The 15,666-nt window shown below is 71.8% G+C and carries 16 protein-coding genes; 7 read left to right on the forward strand and 9 right to left on the reverse strand.

Annotation, left to right across the window (positions count from 1 at the left end):
* Positions 1 to 8: 8 nt before the first annotated feature.
* Together AB0I04_RS19055 and AB0I04_RS19060 are read right to left on the reverse strand one after the other, a co-directional pair.
* Entirely contained in the window at positions 9 to 755 is a 747-nt protein-coding gene (locus AB0I04_RS19055; RefSeq protein WP_360886174.1) for a class I SAM-dependent methyltransferase, read from the reverse strand.
* 119 nt (positions 756 to 874) lie between these two features.
* Complete coding sequence (locus AB0I04_RS19060) at positions 875 to 2,284, reverse strand: PLP-dependent aminotransferase family protein (RefSeq protein WP_360886032.1); 1,410 nt, start codon at positions 2,282 to 2,284, stop codon at positions 875 to 877.
* A gap of 70 nt (positions 2,285 to 2,354) precedes the next feature.
* Between AB0I04_RS19060 and AB0I04_RS19065 the strand changes: the two genes are divergently transcribed.
* Positions 2,355 to 2,948: a TIGR03086 family metal-binding protein gene (locus AB0I04_RS19065; protein ID WP_360886034.1), complete on the forward strand. Its 594-nt coding sequence runs from the start codon at positions 2,355 to 2,357 to the stop codon at positions 2,946 to 2,948.
* A 125-nt stretch (positions 2,949 to 3,073) separates the two neighbouring features.
* Positions 3,074 to 3,250 carry a hypothetical protein gene (locus tag AB0I04_RS19070; protein ID WP_360886036.1) on the forward strand — a complete coding sequence of 59 codons (177 nt, stop codon included), beginning with the start codon at positions 3,074 to 3,076 and terminating at the stop codon, positions 3,248 to 3,250.
* Between the two features lie 183 nt (positions 3,251 to 3,433).
* Here the strand turns inward: AB0I04_RS19070 and AB0I04_RS19075 are convergent, their stop codons facing one another.
* The 3 genes from AB0I04_RS19075 to AB0I04_RS19085 all read right to left on the reverse strand — a co-directional run bounded on the left by AB0I04_RS19075 (position 3,434) and on the right by AB0I04_RS19085 (position 5,882).
* Complete coding sequence (locus AB0I04_RS19075; RefSeq protein ID WP_360886037.1) at positions 3,434 to 4,780, reverse strand: hypothetical protein; 1,347 nt, start codon at positions 4,778 to 4,780, stop codon at positions 3,434 to 3,436.
* Between the two features lie 156 nt (positions 4,781 to 4,936).
* Positions 4,937 to 5,584 (reverse strand): SDR family NAD(P)-dependent oxidoreductase, encoded by a 648-nt coding sequence (locus AB0I04_RS19080; RefSeq protein ID WP_360886040.1) that lies wholly within the window; start codon positions 5,582 to 5,584, stop codon positions 4,937 to 4,939.
* An 85-nt stretch (positions 5,585 to 5,669) separates the two neighbouring features.
* A complete protein-coding gene (locus tag AB0I04_RS19085; protein ID WP_360886042.1) occupies positions 5,670 to 5,882 on the reverse strand; it encodes a hypothetical protein in 213 nt (70 codons plus the stop codon).
* A gap of 60 nt (positions 5,883 to 5,942) precedes the next feature.
* Between AB0I04_RS19085 and AB0I04_RS19090 the strand changes: the two genes are divergently transcribed.
* Positions 5,943 to 6,431 carry a MarR family transcriptional regulator gene (locus tag AB0I04_RS19090; RefSeq protein ID WP_360886044.1) on the forward strand — a complete coding sequence of 163 codons (489 nt, stop codon included), beginning with the start codon at positions 5,943 to 5,945 and terminating at the stop codon, positions 6,429 to 6,431.
* 108 nt (positions 6,432 to 6,539) lie between these two features.
* Entirely contained in the window at positions 6,540 to 7,691 is a 1,152-nt protein-coding gene (locus AB0I04_RS19095; RefSeq protein WP_360886045.1) for a glycerate kinase, read from the forward strand.
* A gap of 68 nt (positions 7,692 to 7,759) precedes the next feature.
* On the opposite strand, the gene AB0I04_RS19100 is transcribed toward AB0I04_RS19095, so the two are convergent.
* Entirely contained in the window at positions 7,760 to 8,554 is a 795-nt protein-coding gene (locus AB0I04_RS19100) for an SAM-dependent methyltransferase (protein ID WP_360886047.1), read from the reverse strand.
* Between the two features lie 163 nt (positions 8,555 to 8,717).
* On the opposite strand from AB0I04_RS19100, the gene AB0I04_RS19105 reads away from it, so the two are divergent.
* Entirely contained in the window at positions 8,718 to 11,519 is a 2,802-nt protein-coding gene (locus AB0I04_RS19105; protein WP_360886049.1) for a SpoIIE family protein phosphatase, read from the forward strand.
* Between the two features lie 162 nt (positions 11,520 to 11,681).
* Here AB0I04_RS19105 and AB0I04_RS19110 read toward each other — a convergent pair whose 3' ends face one another.
* Both AB0I04_RS19110 and AB0I04_RS19115 read right to left on the reverse strand, forming a co-directional pair.
* Positions 11,682 to 12,104, reverse strand: coding sequence for a nuclear transport factor 2 family protein (locus AB0I04_RS19110; RefSeq protein WP_360886050.1), 423 nt, complete (start codon positions 12,102 to 12,104; stop codon positions 11,682 to 11,684).
* Positions 12,101 to 12,559, reverse strand: coding sequence for a nuclear transport factor 2 family protein (locus AB0I04_RS19115; RefSeq protein WP_360886052.1), 459 nt, complete (start codon positions 12,557 to 12,559; stop codon positions 12,101 to 12,103). Before AB0I04_RS19115 ends, AB0I04_RS19110 begins: the two co-directional genes overlap by 4 nt.
* Positions 12,560 to 12,657: 98 nt before the next feature.
* Here AB0I04_RS19115 and AB0I04_RS19120 point away from each other — a divergent pair, with 98 nt between their 5' ends.
* On the forward strand, positions 12,658 to 13,266 hold the full coding sequence (locus tag AB0I04_RS19120; RefSeq protein ID WP_360886054.1) for a helix-turn-helix domain-containing protein: 609 nt from the start codon (positions 12,658 to 12,660) through the stop codon (positions 13,264 to 13,266).
* Between the two features lie 19 nt (positions 13,267 to 13,285).
* Here AB0I04_RS19120 and AB0I04_RS19125 read toward each other — a convergent pair whose 3' ends face one another.
* Positions 13,286 to 14,491: a serine hydrolase gene (locus AB0I04_RS19125; RefSeq protein ID WP_360886056.1), complete on the reverse strand. Its 1,206-nt coding sequence runs from the start codon at positions 14,489 to 14,491 to the stop codon at positions 13,286 to 13,288.
* 193 nt (positions 14,492 to 14,684) lie between these two features.
* Here AB0I04_RS19125 and AB0I04_RS19130 point away from each other — a divergent pair, with 193 nt between their 5' ends.
* Positions 14,685 to 15,578 (forward strand): NADP-dependent oxidoreductase, encoded by an 894-nt coding sequence (locus AB0I04_RS19130; protein ID WP_360886057.1) that lies wholly within the window; start codon positions 14,685 to 14,687, stop codon positions 15,576 to 15,578.
* Positions 15,579 to 15,666 lie beyond the last annotated feature (88 nt).

Genomic DNA, 15,666 nt, shown 5'->3' on the forward strand with positions numbered 1-15,666 from the left:
CAGGTCCGTCAGCCTCCGGCCCGGCGGGCGGAGAACTCCAGGCGCACGTAGTCCACGACCGGCTCGGCCAGCTCCGCCGCGACCGCGTGCACGAACTCCCGGTGTTCCGAGGGCGGCAGCCGGTCCAGCTGTGCGCCGAGCACCACGGTGGCGAGGTAGGTCTCGAACTGCTCGCCCGGTTCGAGGCGGGCCGGGTCCGGAACGAGGGCGACCCGCACGTCCGTGAAGCCGGCCCGTTCGAGGCGCCGTCGCGTCTCCTCGGCGTCCGCGAAGTGCCACGTCTCAGGCGTCTCCCCGGTCACCTTCTCCAGTGCGGTCCGCACCCGCGCGACATTGCCGTGCCCGCCGCAGTCGGCGACGAACGGCGCGCCGGGCCGCAGCGCCCGTGCGATGTTCGCGAACAGCGCGTTGTGGTCGTGGATCCAGTGGAACGTCGCCACGCTGAACGCCGCGTCGGCGGGCCCGGCGATCGGCAACGGCCGGGTGAGGTCGGCCTGGATGACGTCGACCCGGTCGAGGCGGTCCGTGAGCTTGGCCCGGAGCCGGTCGAGCATCCGCGCCGACCCATCGACCGCGATGACACGCCCCTGGGGGAGCATGTCGAGCAGCTCGGCCGTGTCGCGGCCGGTGCCGCATCCGGCCTCCAGCACCGTCTCATCGCCCGTGAGCGGCAGCCGGCCCAGAGTGCGCCGCCCCCACCGCAGATGCGGCAGTGGCAGCGCGTCGTACACGGCGGCGTCCCATTCCCGGATCATCACGATCACCCCTTCCGGCGGCCAGCTTAGACGGCATCTCATATCGCAAGAGAAATCGTCTCACTATGCGGTCGCGCTGCATGGGGGCCTGCCGGCCGGATGGCCGGCGGGTGCAGTCTCTAGCCCGGCTCCGAATCCCAGGCCACGCGAAGGCGGTGCAGTCCCTCAGCGATCAGGTCGGTGGGGATGGCGCCGTAGCCCAGCGCGATCCCCGGGGCGGTCGACGGGTCGTCGGCGACCTCCGCCAGCGTCCGCGCCTCGACTCCGGTGGACCGGGCGCGTTCGAGCACGGGCGCCGGATCGCCCGTCGTGAAGGCGCTCACGTGCAGACCCGCGGCGGAGGGCACGAGCTCCAGCCGATCCGCGAAGTCGCGGAGGAGCGTCGTCGTGAGGAGTTCGTGCCGCCGCTCGTACTCCTGCCGGGTCCGGCGCACGTGCCGGGCGAGCAGCCCCTCGTCGATGAAGCGGGCGAGCGCGGCCTGGGTCGGAACCGGCGCGTGCCAGTCCGTGACGTACTTGGCCGCGCACAGCGCCGCGTGCAGCGAGGCCGGCGCCACGAGGTACCCCACCCGCAGTCTCGGTACCAGCACCTTGGAGAACGAGCCGACGTAGAGCACGCGTCCCCTGCGGTCGAGGTTCTGCAGCGGTTCGATCGGCCGGCCGCCGAACCGGAACTCGCTGTCGTAGTCGTCCTCGATCACGGCGGCGTCGTGCCGATCCGCCCAGGCCAGCAGCGCGGTACGCCGGGCGAGGGACATCGGCATACCGAGGGGGAACTGGTGCGACGGCGTGACGTACACGGCGCGCGTGTCGTGGGGGAGGGCGTCCACGCGCAGCCCTTCCGCGTCGACCGGAACGCCGGTGACGCGCAGGCCCAGGGACTGGAACAGCATCCGGGCCGGTGGGTAGCCGGGCGCCTCCACGGCGATGCGGTCGCCGGGGTCGAGCAGCACGCGCGCGATGAGGTCGAGTGCCTGCTGGATGCCGCTGGTGACGATGATGTCGCCCGCGGACGCGCGGACGGCGCGGGAGACGCCGATGTACCGGGCGACGGCCGCGCGCAGGTCCGGATGCCCCGCCGGGTCGCCGTACACCGGTTCCGCCGGGCGGCGCAGCTCGCGGGCGGTCAGCCGGCGCCATGCCTCGTACGGGAACAGCCGATGGTCCGGCAGCCCGACCCGGAAGTCGAACAGCGGTCGCCGGTCCAGCCAGCCGGGCCACGGGGAGACCGAACGCCAGACCGGCCGCGGGCGGAGCGGCGACTCGGCCGGGGCGCTGCGTGACGCCGGGCCCGCGTCGTGGACGAAGGTGCCGGCGCCCACCCGGCTCACCAGGAACCCTTCGGCGGTCAGCCGGTCGTAGGCGACGCTCACCGTGTTGCGGGCGACGTCGAGCCGCCGGGCCAGCTCCCGGGTCGGGGGCAGCGTCTCGCCCACCCGTAGCCGGCCGTCGAGGATCGCCTCCCGGAGCTGCCGGTAGATCTGACCGGCCAGGTCCTGCCGTCCGGTGAGGCTGACGTGGAACTCCATATTGGCCCAATGTTATCGGCCGGTTTTGGAACTGGTGCTGAGCCTCTCGTTGTCCCTACGCTCGTTCGCCATGGACATCCGACGCCTCGACCGGCGTGCCCAGGCGTTCGCCGGGGAGATCATCGCTCAGGTCCGCCCGGAGCGGCTCAGCGTGCCGACTCCGTGCCCGGACTGGACGCTGTACGGCCTGCTCCGCCACATCGTCAGCCAGAACGAGGGCTTCGCCGCCGCTGCGGGGGGAGCGGAGACGCGCCTGTCCCAGTGGCGCGACGGGCGGCTGGACGGCGACCCGCGTGCCGCCTACGAGAGGTCCGCGGCGCTCGTCGACGAGGCGTTCGGCGCGGAGGGCGTCCTCGACCGGAAGTTCAGTCTGCCGGAGGTCCGCGACGGCGGCCGGTTCCCGGCGGCCGTCGCCATCGGATTCCACTTCGTCGACACGGTCGTACACGCGTGGGACGTCGCGGCGTCGATCGGTGTGCCGTGGCGGCCCGACGAGGAGCTCGTCGCCGCGTCGCTCGCCATCGCGCTCAAGGTGCCGGACGAGCCGGCCGACCGCGGCCCGGGGCTGGCCTTCGAGCGGGCGATCGACGTCTCCGCGGAGACCCCGGACCGGGACCGCCTGCTCGCGCTGCTCGGCCGCTCGCCCGGATGGCGGCCTGCCTAGGAGGGTGTCCGGATCGGACACGTCAGGTACGGATCGGGATCTGGCTTGCGAATACGAACAGTAGTGTATTGACTACTTTTCGTGTTCACTTTGCTGTTGGACCGCACCGCTCCGGGCGAGTCCGGATGAACGACGACCTCGCCCGCGCACTGCAGGAGTTCCGCAAGGTCCTGGCGCTGCCGACCGTGGGACGCTCCTCCCGGAGCGCGGACCTCGCGGAGCTCCGGCGGCTGATCGAGAGCTACCCCGACGAGGCGCGCACGATCCTGTCGGAGGTCGCGGGCGACCCGTCCGGCCCGTGACCCGGCTCAGGACACGGCGGGCTTGTGACCGGACTCAGGACGCGGCGGGCCTGCGGAACTCCGCGCGCCAGCGGCGCACCGGCGGGTCCTCGTGGTCGTACCGGTCCTCGATCCGTACGGCGGGCGGCCGGCCGCCGCGCGTACGCGCGCTGTTCGTCCACGCTCATCGTGGGAACGGCCTCCTCAGGACCGCGGACAGGCGGGGAAGAGCCCGCGCGTGCCGGCGGGGGCGCCGGTCGGGTCGGTGAACCGGCAGCCGAAGTCCGGGCGCGCGACCTGCGCGGGATCGGTGACCGGGTCGCCGGCCGGGCGGGGGCCGCCGTGCACCCAGCCTGCCAGGTCGTCCCAGGCCCGCCCGGCCTCGGCCGGGGAGAACTCGCAGTGCTGCGCGGTGCGGATCGCGCGCTGCACCACCAGGCCGGACCGGTCGGTGCGGGCGACCTCCGAGCCGTAGATCTCCTCCATGGAGAACGGCACGAACATGTCGCCCAGGCCGTGCAGGGTGACGACCTTGGCGGTCGGCAGCCCGAAGATCCGCGGGATCTCGGTCAGCCGCGCGGAGTGGCGGTCGGCGGGGTCGGCGGGGCGTACCCGCTGCACGGTGGCGTTCACGTCCACCGGAGCGTTCGGGGTGTAGCGCGTACGGGCGTTGGTGGCGACCTGTGAGGGGTTCTGCGCCAGGCCGGTGCCGGTCGCGGGGGCGCCCAGGCTGAACAGGAAGTCCTTCCAGACGGGGAAGGCCGCCTCGGCGCCGGGCCGGGGTCCGCCCGAGCGGTTCACGACGATCGCGCGGAGCTGCTTGCCGAGGTCGTTGGTGGTGTCCGGTCCGCCCGGCTTCAGCCCGCCGAGCCCGAGCGCCTGCTGGATCTTCGGTACGGCGTTCGTCAGGTAGTCGGCCGGCGGGGGATAGGCGCGTACGCCGGCGAGGTCCTGGGCCGTCAGGTTGTAGTCGAGGAAGAGGTCGAAGAGCCGGTTGTCGCCGAGCACGCCGCACATCGGCAGCGCGCCGGAGTAGAAGTGCGGGTACTGCTCGATCGACCGGCCGATGACGTGGCCGCCCATGGACACGCCCGCGATGTAGGTGCGGCTGGGCCGGTGCCCCGAGCGGGCGAACAGGTCCGCCAGGTCGCGCGTGCCGACGACCCCGGCGCGTACGTCGTAGCCGTTGTCGGCGTACGAGGACGCGGCCCAGGCGTAGCCCTCGCCGGCCAGCTTCTCGCGCAGCCCGAAGCTTGGCGGGTCGACGGTCAGCGTCGTGGTCTGGCCGCGGTATCCGTGCGCCCACATGACGAGCTCGCCGTTCCAGTTCGGCGGGACCTCGATGTCGTACGCGGCGTGGTGGAACACGCCCTGGCGTACGGTCGTCGGCCGGCCGCCGACCGTCAGCGGGGCGAGCGCCGGATTGCTGATGGTGTACGGCGGTAGTGGCTGGTCGTCGGGGACCGTCGTCGCGCCCGCGGGCGGCGCGGTGCCGAGCGACAGGGCCACGGCGGCGCCGGTGACGAGGCTGGCGAGCCGACGAAGGCGCATGGGCGATCTCCTCGCAGAGCCGTTGTGACCGGTGGAGTGCGGTCACGGGGACGGCCGGCGCGCCATCGTCGGCAGTCGTTCGCCGGTCGGAATCCGCACCCTAGAGGTGCGGACGTCCGAGGGCAAGATCATTCTGTGCTGCGGCCGTGGCCGGCGTCAGCGCGCGGCGATGTCGCCGGCGACCTCTTGGACGCGGTCCCGGCGGACACCCCTGTTCAAGTGACGGTCGCCGACATCGTCCGGGTCCGTCGTGTCGTCGCCCGCTCCCGTGGACTCCCCGCGTGCCCGTCGGAGCTGGACGGCGAGGCGGTCGCGCATCCGGACCAGGGCCGTGATCTCCTCGTCGAGGGCGGCGAGCTTTCGCGTGATGGCCGGGTCGCTCTCCAGGCAGACACCGTCGCCCGCGCCCGGTTGGTCGAGGCACTCCAGATGCGGCAGCGCCTCCTGGGCGAGGAACAGCGGGCCGAGAAGGTTCGTGGCCAGCTGCCGATCGGCGATCTCACGGATGATCTCGCCCAGTGGGGCGGGCCGGGTGATGGCGGCGTTGTTCACGAGCACGTCGATACGGCCGAACGCCTCCGTCGCCGCCGCCACGATCCGCTCAGGCGCGTCCGGTGCCGCGACGTCGGCCACGACGGTGCGGATGCCCGGCCTCCCGCCGGCGGTCTCCTTCAGCCGATCCTCGGTGCGTCCGACGACCAGGACGTCGGCTCCTTCGTCGGCGAACTTCCAGGCCGTCACCCGGCCGATCCCGGTGCCGCCACCGGTGACGATCACAGCGCGGCCGTGCAGCGTGTCTGTCATCGCGTCCTTCCCTGACCATGTCGATGGAGTGGACGCGACGCTATGCCGTGACCCCGGCGTCAGGGTCAACCCGCGGGGAGCGCGGTCAGCGCATCCCGCTGGCCATCATGACGATGAGGATGACCACGTGGGTGACGATCACGAACCCGATGATGAACATGAACACGAACTTCGCCGGCCCGTGCTCGAAGACCTTGCCCTCCTTGAGGGGACCGCGCTGCGCCTCGCGCTTGGCGATCCGCTCGGCGAACTTCTCCTCGTAGGACTTCTTACGGGGGGCGAGTTCTTCCTCGGTCATCATTGGTACCCCAATCGTTGGTGCACAATATGGTAGCGACAGCGGACGCTGGGAGATTCCATGGATGAACGTGACATAGCTGACATAGCCGACCCGCTCGCGCTGGAGCACCAGGTGTGCTTCGCCCTGTCCGTCGCGGCACGCGGCGTCGTCGCCGTCTACCGGCCGTTGCTCGAGCCCCTCGGCCTCACCCATCCGCAGTACCTCGTGATGCTCGCGCTCTGGCAGCATGCGCCGATGTCGGTCAAGGATCTGAGCCGGCTGCTCCAGCTCGACCCCGGCACCCTGTCGCCGCTGCTCAAGCGACTGGAGACCACGGGGTACATCCGGCGCGGCCGCGACGACCGGGACGAGCGGGTGCTGGCGGTCACCCTGACCGCCGAAGGCCGGGCCCTGCGCGCGGAGGCGGAGAAGATTCCGCCGGCCATCGTCGAGCGTCTCGGCATGGACATCGCCGAGCTGATGGAGCTCCACCAGTCCCTGACCCGGGTCATCGGCGCGGCCCAGACCGCGGTCGCCCGCTCCGCTGCGGAGACGCCCGCCGGCTGAATACTTTTCGCGTTTCGTCCGAAGGTGATAAGGGCGGGACGAACCGGACAGGACTCTGGATAATCGGCGGAACGATCCAACGATTCCGGTCCGCTGAGAAGGGGATCCATGAGCAGCCACGTCGTCATCGCGCCCGACAAGTTCAAAGGGTCGCTGACCGCTCCCGAGGTGGCCGCGCACGTCGCAGCCGGGTTGCGGCGTGTCCATCCGGAGATGCATCTGACGGCCCTGCCGGTCGCGGATGGCGGCGACGGCACGGTGGACGCCGCCGTGGCCGCCGGATTCACCCGGCGGCAGGCCGTCGTCAGCGGGCCGACCGGTGAGCCCGTGACGGCGTCGTACGCCGTGCGCGACGAGACGGCCGTCGTCGAGCTGGCCGAGGCGTCCGGACTGCGGGTGCTCCCCGGCGGTGTCCGCGCGCCGCTCACCGCGTCGAGCCGTGGCACGGGCGAGCTGATCGCCGCGGCCGTGGCGGACGGCGCACGACGCGTCGTCCTCGGTCTCGGGGGCAGTGCCTGCACCGACGGCGGCGTGGGCATGGTCGCCGCCCTCGGCGTCCGCCTCCTCGACTCGCACGGCCGGGACCTGCCTCCGGGCGGTGCGGCACTGCGTGACCTGGACGCCGTCGACACCTCCGCCCTCGCCGACCACCTGCGCGGGGCCACCGTCGTCGTGGCGAGCGACGTGGACAGCCCGCTGCTCGGGCGCGATGGCGCCGCACGGGTGTTCGCGCCCCAGAAGGGCGCCGACCCGGACCAGGTCGAGATCCTCGAGGCGGGGCTGGCCCGCCTCGACTCGATCGTCCGCCGGGACCTCGGCATGGTGGTGGCCGGGTACCTCGGGGCGGGGGCGGCCGGCGGGGTCGGGTTCGGCGCGCTGGCGTTCCTGTCCGCCCGGATCGAGCCGGGCATCGCCTACCTGCTGGACCTGCTCGGGTTCGCCGCGCACCTCGAAGGCGCCCGCCTCGTCGTCACCGGAGAGGGCTCCCTGGACGCCCAGAGCCTGCGCGGCAAGGCGCCGGTCGGCGTGGCGCGGGCGGCCGGGCGGGCCGGGGTGCCGGTCGTCGCCGTGTCCGGGCGGCGGGCACTGACCGACGAGGAGCTCCGCGACGCGGGGTTCGCCGGCTCGTACGCGCTGACGGACCTCGAACCGGATCCGGCCCGGTGCATGGCGGAGGCGGGCCCGCTGCTCGAACGGCTCGCCGAGGAGATCGCCCGGACCCGCCTCGGTGAGCCGCTCAGCCCAGGGGCGACGCCGTGAGCCCGACGAGCCGCTCGGTCGTGCGCCCTCAGGCGTGCCGACTCAGGGGAACAGCTGGGGTGAGCCGCTCAGCTGTTCGTGGGTGACGTGCTGAGCGAGCCGACGCCGGCGAGCAGCCGCCCTCGGGTCTCCGGGCCGTCGGCGCGCCACTTCGCGACGTGCACGAGACCCGGCTCGACCAGGTCGAACCCGGCGAACAGCCGCTCGATCTCGACGCGGGAACGGATCACCGCAGGCGCGCTGGCCTTGGCGTAGGCCTTCTCGATGCGTTCACGCTGCTCCGGGGCGAGCCCCTCGTACGTGCCGGTCGACAGCGCGAGGAAGCTGCCGGGCGGCAGGGCCTCCCGCAGCGTGGCCATCACGGCCTCGCCCTCCGGAACGAAGTGCAGGACGGCGATGGCGAGCAGGCCCACCGGCCGGTCGAAGTCGAGCAGCCGCTTGACGGCCGGGTCGCCGAGGATCTCGCTCGGGCGGCCGACGTCGGCCTGCACGGTGGCGACCCGGTCGTCGGTGGCGCGGAACGCCTGATTGTGCGCGAAGACGATCGGGTCGTTGTCGACGTAGACGACCCGTGCGGCCGGCTGGACCTCCCGCGCGACCTCGTGCACGTTCGGTGAGGTCGGGATGCCGGTTCCGAGGTCGAGGAACTGCTCGATCCCCTGTTCGGCGAGGAAGCGCACCGCGCGGACGAGGAAGTCGCGGTTGGCCCGTACGAGCTCCCGCTGTTCGGGGTGGGCCTCGATGACCTTCTCGGCCGCCTCACGGTCGGCGGCGAAGTGGTCCTTGCCGCCCAGCCAGTAGTCGTACATGCGGGCGGGGGACGGGGTGTGGACGTCGATGACGTCGGGGATCCGTTCCTCCATGATCAGCTAGCCTATGCGCCGCCCGACAGCCAGTCATGAGCCAAGTAAAACATGGCCACCTTGGGACACGGACGTAAGAGCCGCGGCGAACCACGAAATGCCCGGATCGTTACGGTGCTGGGCGGTCCGTCCGGCCTCGCGGGGCGGTGCTATGAATTAGGACATGAGGGCATCTTTCCGGCGACATCGGATGCCGTTCCGTCATCCGTTCACCGGGCGATCGCCTGAACGTCGCGTCTCACTGCTGAACCCGCGCAGTGCCGCCGGGCAGGTGTTCCTTCTCCAGGTGGTGATCGTGGTACTGCTGGTCGCGGCCACGGTGACGATGGAGGTGCGTCAGACGGCGCATGACGCCCTGAAGCAGGCGCGTCGAGTGTCGCTCGCCACGGCCGCGGCGTTCGCGAAATCCCCGGGCGTGGTCCAGGCGCTGCACAGCCCGAACCCCACGGCGGTGCTGCAACCGCTCACCGAAGCGACCCGCAAGGTAGCGGGCGTGGACTTCATCGTCGTCATGAACACCCAAGGAATCCGCTACACGTTCCCCTACACCAGCGCGATCGGCGGGAAGTTCGTCGGCCACATCCAACCGGCGCTGAAGGGCCACATCGTCATTGAGGAGGCAGGCGGGCCGCCCGTACCGGTGGGCTGGAAGACCTACGTCCAGGCGGTGGTCCCGGTGACCGATGACAGGGGCGCGGTCGTCGGCCTGGTGTCCGCCGGGCTCACGGTCCAGGCCGTGACGAGACAGTGGACGCCGCAGCTGCCGATCACCTTCGGGAGCGGCGCGGCCGCGCTGGTCGTGGCTGCCGCCGGGACGGCGCTGGTGTCGCGGCGGCTGCGTCGGCAGACGCACGGCCTGGGTCCGGCGGAGATGACGCGGATGTACGAGCATCACGACGCGGTCCTGCACGCGGTGCGAGAAGGCGTGCTGATCACCGATGCCGATGGGCGACTGGTACTGGCCAACGACGAGGCGAAGCGGCTGTTGGGCCTGCCGGCGGACGCGGATGGGCGGCATGCGCGGGACCTCGGGCTGCCGGAGCGGATATCGCGCTTGCTGCTGTCGGCGGAGCCGGTCACGGACGAGGTGCATCGGGCGGAGGGCCGGCTGCTGGCGGTGAACAAGCGGCCCACGTTCCTGAACGGGGCTCAGGGGGGCAGCGTGGTGACGTTGCGGGACACCACCGAACTGGCTGCGGTGACCGGGCTGGCGGAGTTGGCGCGGGAGCGTCTGAAGCTGCTGTACGAGGCGGGGATACGGATTGGGACCACGCTGGATATGGTCCATGAGGCACAGGAACTGGCTCAGGTGGCCGTACCGCAGTTCGCCGACGTCGTCACGGTGGACCTGCTGGACGCGGTGATGCGAGGCGAGGAGCCGACGGCGGACGGATTGCGGCATCTGCGGCGTACGGCGAAGAGCGGCGATCAGCCGACGTCGCCCCTGTGGCCGGTGGGTGAACAAATGGCGTATACGTCGGCGGCGCCCCAGATACAAGCGTTGGAGCGGGGCCATGGGGTGCTGAGGGCGGAGCTGCGGCAGGCGCGGGGATGGCAGGAGCAGGCCCCGGAGCACACCCGGATGGCGCTGGAATACGGGTTGCACTCGCTGGTGACCGTGCCGCTGCAGGCGCGGGGCATCCCGTTGGGCGTGGCGAGCTTCTACCGGATGGGGGATTCGCCGGCGTTCGAGCAGGAGGACCTGCTGCTGGCGGAGGAGCTGACCGCGCGGGCGGCGGTGGCCATCGACAACGCGCGGCGCTTCACCCGGGAACACGCGATGGCGGCCACGCTGCAGCGGAGTCTGCTGCCGCGGGGCCAGCCGGAGCAGGAAGCCCTGGATGTGGCCTGGCGGTACCTGCCAGCGAAGGCAGGAGTAGGCGGGGACTGGTTCGACCTCATCCCCCTGTCAGGGGCACGAGTGGCGCTGGCGATCGGCGACGTCGTCGGTCACGGACTGCACGCGGCGGTGACGATGGGGCGGCTGCGCACCGCCGCGCGCAACTTCGCCGCGCTGGACCTCCCGGTGGACGAGGTCCTCGGGTACCTGGACGACCTGGTCACACGCATGGACGACGAGGACGGCACCGGCGAGGACACCGAAGGCCACAGAGCGGAGGAGGTGACGGGAGCGACGTGCCTGTACGCGATCTACGACCCGGTGACAGGGACGTGCACGATCGCCCGTGCGGGACACCTCGGCCCGGCGGTGGTGTTCCCGGATGGAACAGTCACCTATCCGGACGTACCGGCATCACCTCCGCTCGGACTCGGCGGCCACCCCTTCGAAACCGCCGAGCTGCGCCTGCCGGCGGGCGCACGACTGGTGCTGTACACCGACGGGCTGGTCGAGGACCGGACCCGCGACATCGACGGCGGGCTGGACGAACTGCGCCGGGCATTGGAGCGGACCGAGGGACACAGCCCGGAGGAGACGTGCCAGGTGGTGATCGACACGGTCGTGCCGACACACCCCACCGACGACATCGCGCTGCTGGTAGCGCGCACCAAGCTGCTCCCGCCCTCGCGCGTGGCCGAATTGGACGTGCCGGCCGACGCCGCAGCGGTCGCCACCGCGCGCGAGTACTTCAGCGAGACGTTGCGGGAGTGGGGTCTGGAGAAGGTCGCCTTCACGACCGAACTGATCGTCAGCGAGCTGGTCACGAACGCGATCCGGTACGGATCACCGCCGATCAGGGTGCGGCTGCTCCACGGACGCGGCCTGACCTGCGAAGTGTCGGACGGTAGCAGCACCTCACCACGCCTGCGCCGCGCCGCGACGACGGATGAAGGCGGGCGGGGACTGTTCCTCGTGGCGCAGCTCTCTCAGCGCTGGGGGACGCGGTACACACCCGAGGGCAAGGTCATCTGGGCCGAACAGGCCCTCGACGACGGCGCCCCCACCACCTCGGGCGGCACGCTGGCCGACGCTCTCCTCGAGCAGTTCGACGACACCGCCCTGTGACCTCCTGCTCGACGCCCGCGTCGCGCCCAGGGCATGTGGGCGCCGTGCGTCAGGGTGCGAGGACACGAGCCGCCCATGTCGCCGGTGGCGGCGTCATCGTGCTCGGGCCACCGTGGGACACAACGGAAAGAGTCGCTGCGAACCCTGAAATGCCGGGATCGTTCAGGACGTCGGCCCTGCCGCGTCGGCGCCGGGCGGCCGGCCGATCGCGACGCCGAACCGGAGGTGGTCGGCGTAGTCCCGGGACTCGACGATGAGGCCGTCGCGGACCCGCAGCACGAAGACGTTCCGGACGGTGAACGGGCGTCCCGTGGTGGTCGCCTCGCCGACGTACGCGAACTCGCCGATGACGACCTCCGGATCCGCGGTCTCGTGCACCACCACGTCGCGCGCGCTCATGCGCACGGGGAGTTCGGCCCCGGCGGCGAAGTGGCGTCGCAGGGCCTCCCGCCCGACCAGCGGTTCGCGCGACGCGGCCATCGGGTGGACGACGACCGCGTCCTCGGCGTACAGGCCGGGCAGCGCGTCCCAGTCGCCGCCCGTGACCCCGGCGATCAGCCGCTCGAACACCTCCCGCGGCGTCATGCGGGCTCCCCGGTGAGGGCGGCGACGAGGGCCGGGAGGGTGCCGGTCGAGCGGGCGAGCGTGAGGTGGTCGTGATAGTCGCGCGATTCGACGACCAGGCCGTCGCGGACCCGCAGCACCTGGATGTTGGCCGCCGTGAGCACCTCGTCGCCCGCCGGGAGGTCGTAGTCGAACTCCGCGATGACGACCTCCGGATCCGCCGTCTCGTGCACGACCACGTTGCGGACGCCGAACCTCAGGCCCATTCGGTCGGCCATGGAGAAGCGCGCCCGGATGGTCTCCCGGCCCCGGAGGACGGGCGGCGCCGAGGGCCCCTCGGAGGGCGCCGGAGGCGCGAACGGCTGGTGGACCACGGCGTCCTCGGCGTACAGGTCGGCCAGGTCGTTCCACCGTCCTTCCGCGATGCCGCGGTTGAGGCGCTCGAAGACGGCACGCGGAGTGAGCTGTTCGGGCATGCGAGACTCCTGCGAGATCGTACGAGAATAAACGGAGTAACGTCTCCGGTAAGGATTATCCGGAGTTTCTACTCCGGTTGTCAATGAGGAGGGATCCGATGACGCCACCGAAGCGGGCGTCCGGCCCGGGCGGCGACCGGCCGCTGCGCGCGGACGCCCTTCGCAACCGCGCCCGGGTCCTGGAGGCCGCCGAGGCCGTCTTCGCCGCCCACGGCACCTCCGTCTCGACGGAGGAGGTGGCCCGGCGGGCGGGCGTCGGCATCGGCACCGTGTTCCGCCACTTCCCGACCAAGGAAGCGCTGCTCGAGGCGGTCTTCGTCACCCGGCTCGCCCGGCTCGCCGCCGAGGCCGACGCGCTCATGGGCGCGGAGGACCCGGGCGAGGCCTTCTTCACCTTCTTCGCCCGTGTCGTCGGCCACGCCGCGACCAAGAACGCCTTCACCGCCGCACTGGCGGAGGCGGGCGTCGACGTCCGCGCGACCACCGCCGAGACGGGGCGGGAGCTCAGACGCGCGCTCGGCGCACTGCTGCGCCGCGCCCAGGACGCCGGTGCCGTACGGCCCGACATCGGCCTCCCCGAGGTCCTGGCCCTCCTCGTCGGCGCGTCACAGGCCGCCGAGCACGTCGCCGGCGACGACGAGGTACGGGCACGCACCCTCACCGTCGTCTTCGACGGCCTCCGCGCGTCCCCCGATCACGCCGGGTAGCGACCGTGCCTCGTCGGAGTCAGGACTTGAGGGCCAGTTCGGCGAGGTGGCGGGCGATGCCGTTGACGTCGGTGTCCTGGACGTTGCTGAGCGCGACGACGGCGATGTCGTCGTCGGGCAGGTAGACGTTGCTGGCGTGGTACCCCTCCAGCAGGCCGGGGTGGTAGAGGTACCGGTGCCCGTTCAGCCGGTCGACGAGCCAGCCGAAGGCGTAGCCGCTGGAGGGCGAGTCGAGGCAGCCGCCGGACGGGCAGTCGACCTGGGAGGTGAAGGCCAGCTTCACCGTCGCCGCCGGGGCGACCAGGTTCGCGCCGAACGACCGGTCCCAACGGGCCATGTCATCGACCGTGGTGTAGACGCCGCCCGCCGCGTTGGCCTGCGACCCGTTGATGTGGCCCGCCGGCTTGCCGACGGTGAGATAGCCCTTGGCCCAGCCGTCGGGCGGGTCGGTTTCGCTGTAGCCGGTGTGCTGGAGCTGCAGCGGGGCCGTGATCTGTTGCTGGAGCACCTCGCCGTACGACCTGCCGGTCACCTTCTCGATGATCGCTCCGGCGAGGATGTATCCCGAGTTGCTGTACTTCCAGCCGGTGCCGGGCTTGAAATCCAGCGGCTTGTTCACGAACCGGGTGATGATCTCTTTGGTCGTGGTCGGCTGGTCGAGCTTCGTAAAGAAATCCGGCATCTCAGATATATCCGGGATGCCGGAGGTGTGGACGAGGATCTGGCGCACCGTGATGGGGCGCCACGCGTCCGGGCAGGCCTTGATATAGGCGGGCACGAGGTACGGGCAGACCTTGTCGTCGAGCTTCACCTTGCCCTGATCCTGCAGCTTCAGCACGAGCATCGCGGTGAACTGCTTGCTCACCGAGGCGATCCGGAAGATCGTGTCCGGGCGGTTCGGGATGTTCTTGGCCTCGTCGGCCTTGCCCGCGGGGAAGCGGGCCAGGACCTGGCCGTGCCGGACGACCACGGCCGCGCCGGTGAACTTGCCCTTCTTCGCGAGGCCCTGAAGGTAGGAGTTCATCGCGGCCGCGGTGGGGTCGCCGGCGGGCGCGGGCGACGTGGCGAGGGGGTCCGGGGTGGGGCTCGTCGCGGTCGCGGTCGGGCCGCCGGCCGCGCTCGGCGGGTGAGCCGCACCTCCGCCGGAGTCGCTGCTGCACGCGGTCGCCGCCGCGAGGACGAGAGCCAGGGCGGCGCCGGATCCGGCCACGTGTAGACGTGCCATCGTCACTCCACGGCCTGTCGGTCGCACTTGTCGAACCTGCCAATGATCACCAGGGGCATGGGACCCCTGAAGGCTATCCGCCGTCGAGGCCAAGATCGCCCAACATGCGCGCCGACGAATGAGCCTTGATTACCCAGGGTAGTGCTCGGTGCAGCGCGGCCGTTTTCGGGGGGACCTTATGCGAGCTGTCACGGTGTCCGATTTCGGGGCCGAACCGGAGCTGACCGACCAGCCGGTGCCCGAGCCCGGCCAGGGCGAGATCCTCGTCCGGATGACCGCGGCCGGGCTGAACCCGTTCGACTGGAAGGTCATCGACGGCGCCGTCCCGGACGCGGTGTTCCCCCTGGTCATCGGCACCGACGGGGCGGGCACCGTCGAACGGGCGGGGCCCGGCGTCACCGCCTTCGGGCCCGGTGCCCCGGTGTTCGGGCAGTTCGGCGATCCACGGCGCGGCCGCGGGTCGTACGCCCAACTGGCCGTCGCCCGCGTCGACGCCGTTGCCGAGCCTCCGCGGACGATCGCGCTGAGTGAGGCTGCGGCCGTACCGACCGCCGGGACGACGGCGCTGAACCTCGTCGACCGGATCGGCGACGCGCACCGGCTCCTGATCACCGGGGCGACGGGAGGCGTCGGCACATTCGCCACGCAACTCGCCGCCGCGCGCGGGATCACGGTCGTCGCCACCGCATCCGCGGACAAGGCCGACCTGATGCGGGCGCTGGGCGCGGCCGAGATCGTCGACTACCCGGCCGGTCCCGTCGCCGACCAGCTCACCTCACAGGTCGACGCCGTGATCGACCTGGTCAGCGACACCGAAGGGCTGCGCCGGCTGCTGCCGGCCGTCCGTCCCGGCGGCACGGTGCTCAGCCCGGTCTTCGCGGTGCCGGAGGAGGGACTCCCCGGGGTGGACGCGGCCAACTTCCTCAACGAGGCGGGCACCGACCGGCTGGAACGCCTCGCCGAGGAGATCGACGCCGGCCACGTCCGCGTGCTCATCGGCGACACCGTGACCCTGCCCCAGGCGCCCGCCGCCCTCGCCCACAGCAGGACCGGCCGCGCCCGCGGCAAGACCGTCATCGTCATCTGAACCCCGCGCCGCTCGGCGGTGCGCGCGCTCGGCCGGAGATTTCCGAGCTCAGCGGTCACGCGCCCGCGGCCCCGTATCGGGCCGGTCG

This window comes from Actinoallomurus sp. NPDC050550 (assembly GCF_040655075.1).
Taxonomy (GTDB): Bacteria; Actinomycetota; Actinomycetes; order Streptosporangiales; family Streptosporangiaceae; genus Actinoallomurus.

Excerpts from the sequence above, each read along its gene's own strand:
- AB0I04_RS19085 (WP_360886042.1), bottom strand. The coding sequence starts at position 5,882 with ATGACCGAGGAAGAACTCGCCCCCCGTAAGAAGTCCTACGAGGAGAAG.
- AB0I04_RS19090 (WP_360886044.1), top strand. The coding sequence starts at position 5,943 with ATGGATGAACGTGACATAGCTGACATAGCCGACCCGCTCGCGCTGGAG.
- AB0I04_RS19125 (WP_360886056.1), bottom strand. The coding sequence starts at position 14,491 with ATGGCACGTCTACACGTGGCCGGATCCGGCGCCGCCCTGGCTCTCGTC.
- AB0I04_RS19105 (WP_360886049.1), top strand. The coding sequence starts at position 8,718 with ATGAGGGCATCTTTCCGGCGACATCGGATGCCGTTCCGTCATCCGTTC.
- AB0I04_RS19070 (WP_360886036.1), top strand. The coding sequence starts at position 3,074 with ATGAACGACGACCTCGCCCGCGCACTGCAGGAGTTCCGCAAGGTCCTG.
- AB0I04_RS19065 (WP_360886034.1), top strand. The coding sequence starts at position 2,355 with ATGGACATCCGACGCCTCGACCGGCGTGCCCAGGCGTTCGCCGGGGAG.
- AB0I04_RS19115 (WP_360886052.1), bottom strand. The coding sequence starts at position 12,559 with ATGCCCGAACAGCTCACTCCGCGTGCCGTCTTCGAGCGCCTCAACCGC.
- AB0I04_RS19110 (WP_360886050.1), bottom strand. The coding sequence starts at position 12,104 with ATGACGCCGCGGGAGGTGTTCGAGCGGCTGATCGCCGGGGTCACGGGC.
- AB0I04_RS19095 (WP_360886045.1), top strand. The coding sequence starts at position 6,540 with ATGAGCAGCCACGTCGTCATCGCGCCCGACAAGTTCAAAGGGTCGCTG.
- AB0I04_RS19120 (WP_360886054.1), top strand. The coding sequence starts at position 12,658 with ATGACGCCACCGAAGCGGGCGTCCGGCCCGGGCGGCGACCGGCCGCTG.
- AB0I04_RS19075 (WP_360886037.1), bottom strand. The coding sequence starts at position 4,780 with ATGCGCCTTCGTCGGCTCGCCAGCCTCGTCACCGGCGCCGCCGTGGCC.
- AB0I04_RS19060 (WP_360886032.1), bottom strand. The coding sequence starts at position 2,284 with ATGGAGTTCCACGTCAGCCTCACCGGACGGCAGGACCTGGCCGGTCAG.
- AB0I04_RS19080 (WP_360886040.1), bottom strand. The coding sequence starts at position 5,584 with ATGACAGACACGCTGCACGGCCGCGCTGTGATCGTCACCGGTGGCGGC.
- AB0I04_RS19055 (WP_360886174.1), bottom strand. The coding sequence starts at position 755 with ATGATCCGGGAATGGGACGCCGCCGTGTACGACGCGCTGCCACTGCCG.
- AB0I04_RS19100 (WP_360886047.1), bottom strand. The coding sequence starts at position 8,554 with ATGGAGGAACGGATCCCCGACGTCATCGACGTCCACACCCCGTCCCCC.